This is a genomic window from Burkholderia sp. E168m23, assembly GCF_016586125.1.
GTDB lineage: Bacteria > Pseudomonadota > Gammaproteobacteria > Burkholderiales > Burkholderiaceae > Burkholderia > Burkholderia orbicola.
Genome location: NZ_BCPP01000350.1, coordinates 1 through 6507, shown reverse-complemented (window position 1 = coordinate 6507; position 6507 = coordinate 1). Strand labels below are relative to the sequence as shown.

Sequence of the window (6507 nt, the reverse complement as noted above, 5' to 3'; positions counted from 1 at the left end):
CATAACTTCGTATAGCATACATTATACGAAGTTATACGAAATTCCTTGATAGTCACCGGCGCGCCAGAATGCGTGTCGTGATGGTTCCATTCAAGGAGAGCGGCAATGTTGGCAAACGCAGGCGGGACGCAACGGCAGGCCCTCGTGCTGGGCGCGAGCGGCGGGATCGGCGGGGAAGTCGCGCGGCAGTTGCGCGATGCGGGCTGGCAGGTGCGCGCGCTCAAGCGCGGGCTCGATGCCGAAGTCGTGGAGCGCGACGGCATCGCATGGGTGCGCGGCGACGCGCTGGATCGTGATGCGGTGGTGCGCGCCGCCCGCGGCTGCAGCGTGATCGTGCATGCGGTGAACCCGCCCGGATACCGGAACTGGGCCACGCAGGTGCTGCCGATGATCGACAACACGATCGCGGCGGCCCGGGCCGCGCAGGCGACCGTCGTGCTGCCGGGCACGGTCTACAACTTCGGCGCCGATGCGTTTCCGGTGCTGCGGGAAGACGCGCCGCAGCATCCGGCGACCCGCAAGGGCGCGATCCGCGTCGAACTGGAGCGGCGGCTGCAGGACGCCAGCGCGCACGGCGTGCCGGCGATCGTCGTGCGCGCCGGCGATTTCTTCGGGCCGCAACTCGGCAACAGCTGGTTCTCGCAGGGGCTGGTCAAGGCGGGGCGGCCGGTCGCCGCCATCAGCGTGCCGAGCCGCGGCGTCGGCCATCAATGGTCGTATGTGCCGGACGTGGCCCGCGTGATGGTCGAGCTGATCGAGCGGCGCGAGACGCTGGAGCCGTTCGCGCGTTTTCATCTGGGCGGGCATTGGGATGAAGACGGCATGCAGATGGCGCTGGCCGTGCAACGCGTCGCGCAGCGGCACGGCATGCGACCGGCGCTGCGCGATTTCCCGTGGTGGCTCGTGTACGTGGCTGCGCCGTTCGTCACGACGCTGCGCGAATTGCTCGAGATGCGTTACCTGTGGCGCGAACCGATCCGGATGGACAACGCGCGCGTGACCGCGGTGCTCGGCCGCGAGCCGGTCACGCCGCTCGATACGGCGGTGGAGGCGACGCTGGCGGGGCTCGGGTGTCTCGGGTGAGCAACGGCGGGTAGCACGGGTTTCGTCCGGGCACGGAAACACGTCACGGCGAACCGAAGAAGCCCGGGGTCACAATTCTCCACATACCCGCGTGCGTCCGATGCGCATCATGTCAGTCGACACCGACAAGGTGAAAACGGGGGCGAGATGTTGCATTTCGGCTGGAAAGCGTCGGTTGCGGGGGCAATCATGTTCACATTGAGCGGGTGTACCAACCTCGCAGGTGTGCTGTACTGCGGCAACTCGCAGTTCAACTTCCCGGACTACCACTGCTTTGAGTCGTACAGGTAGGAACAGGCGCGACGACTGACGGCCGTCGTGCCCGCGTCCCGTGCGGTTTTCCGTTCGCGGTCAAGCCACGACCGGCAATACCTCGACCGCATAGCGATGCGTGAGGCTGCGTCCGAGCACCGGATCGTGCAGTTCCATCTCGAACGCATCGCCGTCGCCCATCGCGGCAATCGCGCCATGCACGGCGACGGTCCCGCCATACATCGCGCAGCGCGCGGGCATCGTGCGGCGATCGTCGAACCGGCGCCACAGCGCGTCGGGCGCGAGCAGGCCGCTGACCGCGCCGTGCTGGTATGCGCGCCGCTCGCCGTTGTGCGCGATCAGCCACGAACGCAGCTCGAGCGCATCCCAGTGATCGGCGACATCCGCATGACGCCATGCGTCGCGGCCGAGCGGCTTCGCGCACACCTGCTTCGACACGGCGACGCTGTACGCTTCGACTTCGCGATCCGTGTGATCGGAGCCGATCGTGACCAGCGTGCCGGCCGGGCTGTCCACCAGCACGCATTCGATCTCGCCGCCCGAGCGCGCGCCGAGCACGCCGATCGACGGCGCCTGCGTGAGCAGTGCGGACGACACGCGATAGAAGCACGGCGTGGTCGACGGCGGCGCGACGCCGAGCGCCGCGAGTTCGTCGATGTGCGTCTGGATCGCGGCCGGGTCGCGGCCGGCCCAGCCGGCGATCACGACGCGTTCGATGTCGGCGTCGACAGCGGCCGGCGCACCTTGCAGGGAAATCACGTTGAACGACAGGGTTGGCATGCGGTTATCCGTTTGAAGTGCGAAGGAATGACTGGGCTGGCGGCGGCGCTCAATCCTCGAGCGGCCGGTGCGCGGTCTCGCGCGCGGCGACGAGCGCGATCGACGTGACGACGAGCGCGGCGGTGACGTACAACGACACGGCCGTCGTCGTGCCCGTCTGCCGGAACAGCGCGGCGATCACGAGCGGCGCGAAGCCGCCGCCGACGATGCCGGCGAGCGTGTACGCGAGCGACGAGCCCGCATAGCGCACGCGCGTCGGGAATTGTTCGGTCACGAACGCGCCCTGCGGGCCATACATCACCGCATGGATCACGAGGCCGATCGCGACGGCCGCGACGATCGCCACGGGGCGCGCCGAATCGAGCAGCGTGAAGAACACGAACGCCCACACGATGCCGGCGATTGCGCCGGCGAGATACACGGGCCGGCGGCCGAAGCGGTCCGACAGCGCGCCGAAGAACGGCACCGCGAGTGCGTTGCAGGCCGTGCCGATCATCACGGCCGTCAGCGCGACGGGGCGCGACAGGTGCAGCACGGTCGTCACGTAGGTCAGCGTGAACACGACGATCAGCGCATACAGCACGTCCGAGCCGATCCGCGAGCCGCCCGCGATCAGCAGGCGCTTCCAGTGGTACTTCAGCACGTCGGCGACGGGCACTTCGGCGGTTGCGTGCGATTCGGCGAGCTGCTCGAACTGCGGCGTTTCGTCGACGCCGCGCCGCACCCAGAAGCCGAACGCGACGAGCAGCGCGCTGGCCGCGAACGGCACGCGCCAGCCCCACGACAGGAACGTGTCGGACGTGGTCGACAGCGTGACGAGCGCGATGCAGCCAGTGCCGAGCAGCGTGCCGAACGACGGGCCGATCTGCGTCCACGATGCGGACAGCCCGCGCCGTTTCTGGTCGCCGTGCTCGACCGACAGCAGGACCGCGCCGGCCCATTCGCCGCCGAGCGCGACGCCCTGCACGAAGCGCAGCGCGACGAGCAGGATCGGGCTCAGGATGCCGGCCTGCGCATAGGTCGGCAGTGCGCCCATCAGCGCGGTCGTCACGCCCATCAGCACGAGCGTGAGCATCAGCACCGCGCGGCGGCCGATGCGGTCGCCGAGGTTGCCGAACACGAAGCCGCCGAGCGGGCGCGACACGTAGCCGACCGCATAGGTCGAGAACGCGAGGATCGTGCCGGCCAGCGGATCGACCGACGGGAAGAACAGATGGTTGAAAACGAGCGCGGCGAGCGTGTTGTAGATCGTGAAGTCGTACCACTCGAGCGACGTGCCGATCATGCTCGCGGTCGCGAGTCGGCTGTTGCGGACACGGCGGGGCGTGTGGGCGGCGGGCTGGGCGAGAGTGCTCATGGTATCGGGCAGGTCGTGACGGATGACGGGATGAAGCGCGGGGCCGGCGTGGGCGTTCAGCGTTCAGGCAGGCAGGGCGGGGGCGACGACGGCGGCCGGTTCGGCCGCCGCCTGGGCGTCGCGATGCGCAGCCGGCAGCGGTGCGGCGGCGCGCCACAGCAGATCGAAGGTGCGCACGTCGTCGTGCCCGGCGAGCGCAGCGGCTACGCGGCGCGCGGCCGCTGCGTCGCTGCCTTCGATCAGCACGAGCGCATCGGCGGCCGGGCCGGCGGCCGCCGATGCGCCGATCGGCGCGGACAGGTCCGGTGACGTACGGAAGAGCCGCGCGGCGTGGATGCCCGGTTCGTGCAGCGCGGCGGCGAAGCGCGCGCGCAGGTGCGGCACGTCGATGCGGTCCGGCGGCAGCACGAACAGCGCGAGATGGGCGCCTTCGCCGTCGCCGGCCTCGATCGTCAGCTCGCCGACGCGCCGTTGCGTGCCCGTCATGCGCTCGAAGTTCGCGAGCGACCATGCGGTCTGCTGCGTGAACGCACGCCGGTACGCGTCGCCGCGGAATACGTCGAGCGTGTCCGTCACGTACAGCGCGAGATATCGGCGCGGGCCGCCGTCGGTCGCGCGAAAGCGCCGCGCATGCGTGAAGCCGGGAATCGCGACACGTTCCTGCATGTGCTCGCGGTCGTACCACGCGTTGAAATCGGCTTCGTGCGCGGGGTCGATATCCGTCCAGACGCAAAGCTGGCCGTGCGGAAGGGAAAGGCGGGTCATCGCGGGGGGCCTCGAGACGGGTAGGTCAGAAACCCCAGTGTCCCGAAGACGGTCCGCACCCGTCCAACAAGAAAACAAATTCGCGGTGAACAGGTTTTCTTATGAGCGGCGCGGACGGCGTTTCGCGGCAGGCGCGGCGGTTTTCGGCGGGCGCTTCGCCTTTGCCGATGTGCTGTTCTTTGCCTCCGTCGCCTTGCGCGCGGGCGTTGCTTCGACGCGATCGGCGACGGCCGGGTTCGCGAGGTTCGCGGCGGCCGCCATCGTGCGTGCCACTTCGCTCGCGAGTTCCGCGATACGCGCGGCGACCGGCAGCCCCTGGCTGCGGTACGTCGCGACGAGCGGCAGCGCGGGGGAATTCAGGCTCGACGTCGAGCAGTTCGAGCGTGCCTTCTTGCAGCTCGCGCCCGATGATCGCGGGCGGCAGCGCGGCTACGCCGAGACCGTCGGCGACGAGGCGGATCATCGCGGCGACCGACGTGATGCAGTTGATGCTGGCCGGCCGTTCGACCGCCGCGAACAGCCGCTCGATCGTCGCGTGCGGCCCCGAGTGGCGCGAGAAACTGATGATCGGAAACCCGGCCAGGCGCGCGACGTCGAGCGGCTGGCCGCCGAGCCCGAGGCGCGGGCTCGCGGCCCAGCGCACCGGGAATTCGCACAGCGGCAGGTTCGTGAAGTCCGGGCCCGGCACCGGGTCGGTCTGCAGGATCAGGTCGACGCCGTCGGTGCTGAGCAGGCGAATCAGATGCAGCGTCGTGTCGCTCGTGATCTCGACGTCGAGGCGCGGATAGCGCTCGCGCAGTTGCGCCATCAGCGCGGGAAACCAGCTGTGCACGATCGATTCGATCACGCCGATCCGGATCAGGCCCGCGTCGCTCGCCGCGTCGATGTCGCGCCGCATTTCGCCGTCGAGCCGCACGATCCGCTCCGCGTAGGCCAGCATGCGCCGGCCCGCGGGCGTGAGCGTGGCCGAGCGCGTGTTGCGGTCGAACAGGCGCACGTCGAACGCTTCCTCTAGCGAGGCGATGCGGCTCGACACGGCGGCCTGCGTCGTGTGCAGTTTCTCGGCCGTGAGCCGGAAGTTTTCCAGCTTCGCGAGCCAGACGAAGGTTTCCAGAAACCGGATGTTCATCGAATTCCGAACGGTGAGACGGTGCCGGCGGAAGCGGCGGGATCGGTCGATGGTAGCGGATTTCCCGGGCAGGAAACGATCGGGCGGCGCCGCGCGTGTCGTGGGCGGGTACCGGTAGTCGCTCACGACACGCTGCCCGCTCGATGTCTCCTACCCGCGGCGCGCCTGCTGGCGTCAAAGCCGGTCGAACGCGAGCGTCGGCACGTCGACGACCATCGCGCCGCCGTCCGCGACGAGCGTCGCGCCGGTCACGAACGATGCGTCCGGCGACGCCAGGAACGCGCAGACGGCCGCGATCTCGTCGGGATCGGCCGCGCGCCGCAGCGGCACGTCGGCGCTCACGCGGGCGTACGCGCCGTCGAGCGAATCGTCGTGCGCGGCCATCAGCGGGGCCATTTCCGCATCGGCCATCGGCGTGCGGACCCAGCCCGGGCAGACGGCGTTCGCCCGTACGCCGTGCGGACCGTAGTCGCGCGCGAGCGATCGCGCCAGCCCGAGCAGTGCGTGCTTGCCGACCGTGTAGCCGCATACGCCGGGGCCGGCCGCGAGCGCCGCGATCGACGCGACCAGCACGATATTGCCGCGCTGCGCGATCAGGTCGGGCAGGCACGCACGCGCGCTGACGAACGCGGTGTCGAGGTTCGCGTGCATCGCGTCGCGCCATTGCGCGTCGTCGGTTTCGTCCGCGCGGCCGATGCCGTGGCCGCCCGCACACGCGACGAGCGCGTCGACGCGGCCGAAGCGTTCGGCGATGCGCTGCACGAAGCCGGCCCAGTCGGCGGGGCTCGCCGCGTCGCCGGCCAGCGCGAGGCCGCCCGTCTCGGCAGCCAGTGCATCGAGCGGCGCCTGGCGGCGCCCGATCAGCACGACGCGGTCGCCGCGACGGGCGAAGCGGCGTGCGCATGCGGCGCCGATGCCGGTGCCTGCGCCGGTGATCGCGATCGTGCGGGGTGGCGGGTGCGTCATGTGGTTCTCCGGAAAGGGGGCGTTCCGGCCACTTTAGGCGGCGCCGGCGCGCGCCGGTATCCGCCGAAAGGATGAACGCGGGTCGGCCGGACGGCCAGGTGCGGCGGCCGTGGCCCATTTTGCAAAGGCTGACGATGTCTGACGCCGAATCGCT

Annotated in this window: 5 protein-coding genes and 1 pseudogene; 1 reads left to right on the top strand and 5 read right to left on the bottom strand. The window is 70.0% G+C overall.

The window, feature by feature from the left end; genetic code table 11:
- Positions 1-105: 105 nt before the first annotated feature.
- Positions 106-1083 carry an NAD-dependent epimerase/dehydratase family protein gene (locus JMF90_RS18620; protein ID WP_011547353.1) on the top strand — a complete coding sequence of 326 codons (978 nt, stop codon included), beginning with the start codon at positions 106-108 and terminating at the stop codon, positions 1081-1083.
- A 351-nt stretch (positions 1084-1434) separates the two neighbouring features.
- Here JMF90_RS18620 and JMF90_RS18615 read toward each other — a convergent pair whose 3' ends face one another.
- From JMF90_RS18615 to JMF90_RS18595, 5 genes and pseudogenes are all read right to left on the bottom strand, one after another.
- Positions 1435-2136 carry a DUF2848 domain-containing protein gene (locus JMF90_RS18615; protein WP_011547354.1) on the bottom strand — a complete coding sequence of 234 codons (702 nt, stop codon included), beginning with the start codon at positions 2134-2136 and terminating at the stop codon, positions 1435-1437.
- A gap of 49 nt (positions 2137-2185) precedes the next feature.
- Positions 2186-3505 carry an MFS transporter gene (locus JMF90_RS18610; RefSeq protein WP_027813124.1) on the bottom strand — a complete coding sequence of 440 codons (1320 nt, stop codon included), beginning with the start codon at positions 3503-3505 and terminating at the stop codon, positions 2186-2188.
- Between the two features lie 51 nt (positions 3506-3556).
- On the bottom strand, positions 3557-4258 hold the full coding sequence (locus tag JMF90_RS18605; protein ID WP_011547355.1) for a DUF4286 family protein: 702 nt from the start codon (positions 4256-4258) through the stop codon (positions 3557-3559).
- Positions 4259-4357: 99 nt separating this feature from the next.
- Positions 4358-5387, bottom strand: a pseudogene (locus JMF90_RS18600) (LysR family transcriptional regulator).
- A 174-nt stretch (positions 5388-5561) separates the two neighbouring features.
- Positions 5562-6353: an SDR family NAD(P)-dependent oxidoreductase gene (locus JMF90_RS18595; protein ID WP_011547357.1), complete on the bottom strand. Its 792-nt coding sequence runs from the start codon at positions 6351-6353 to the stop codon at positions 5562-5564.
- Positions 6354-6507 lie beyond the last annotated feature (154 nt).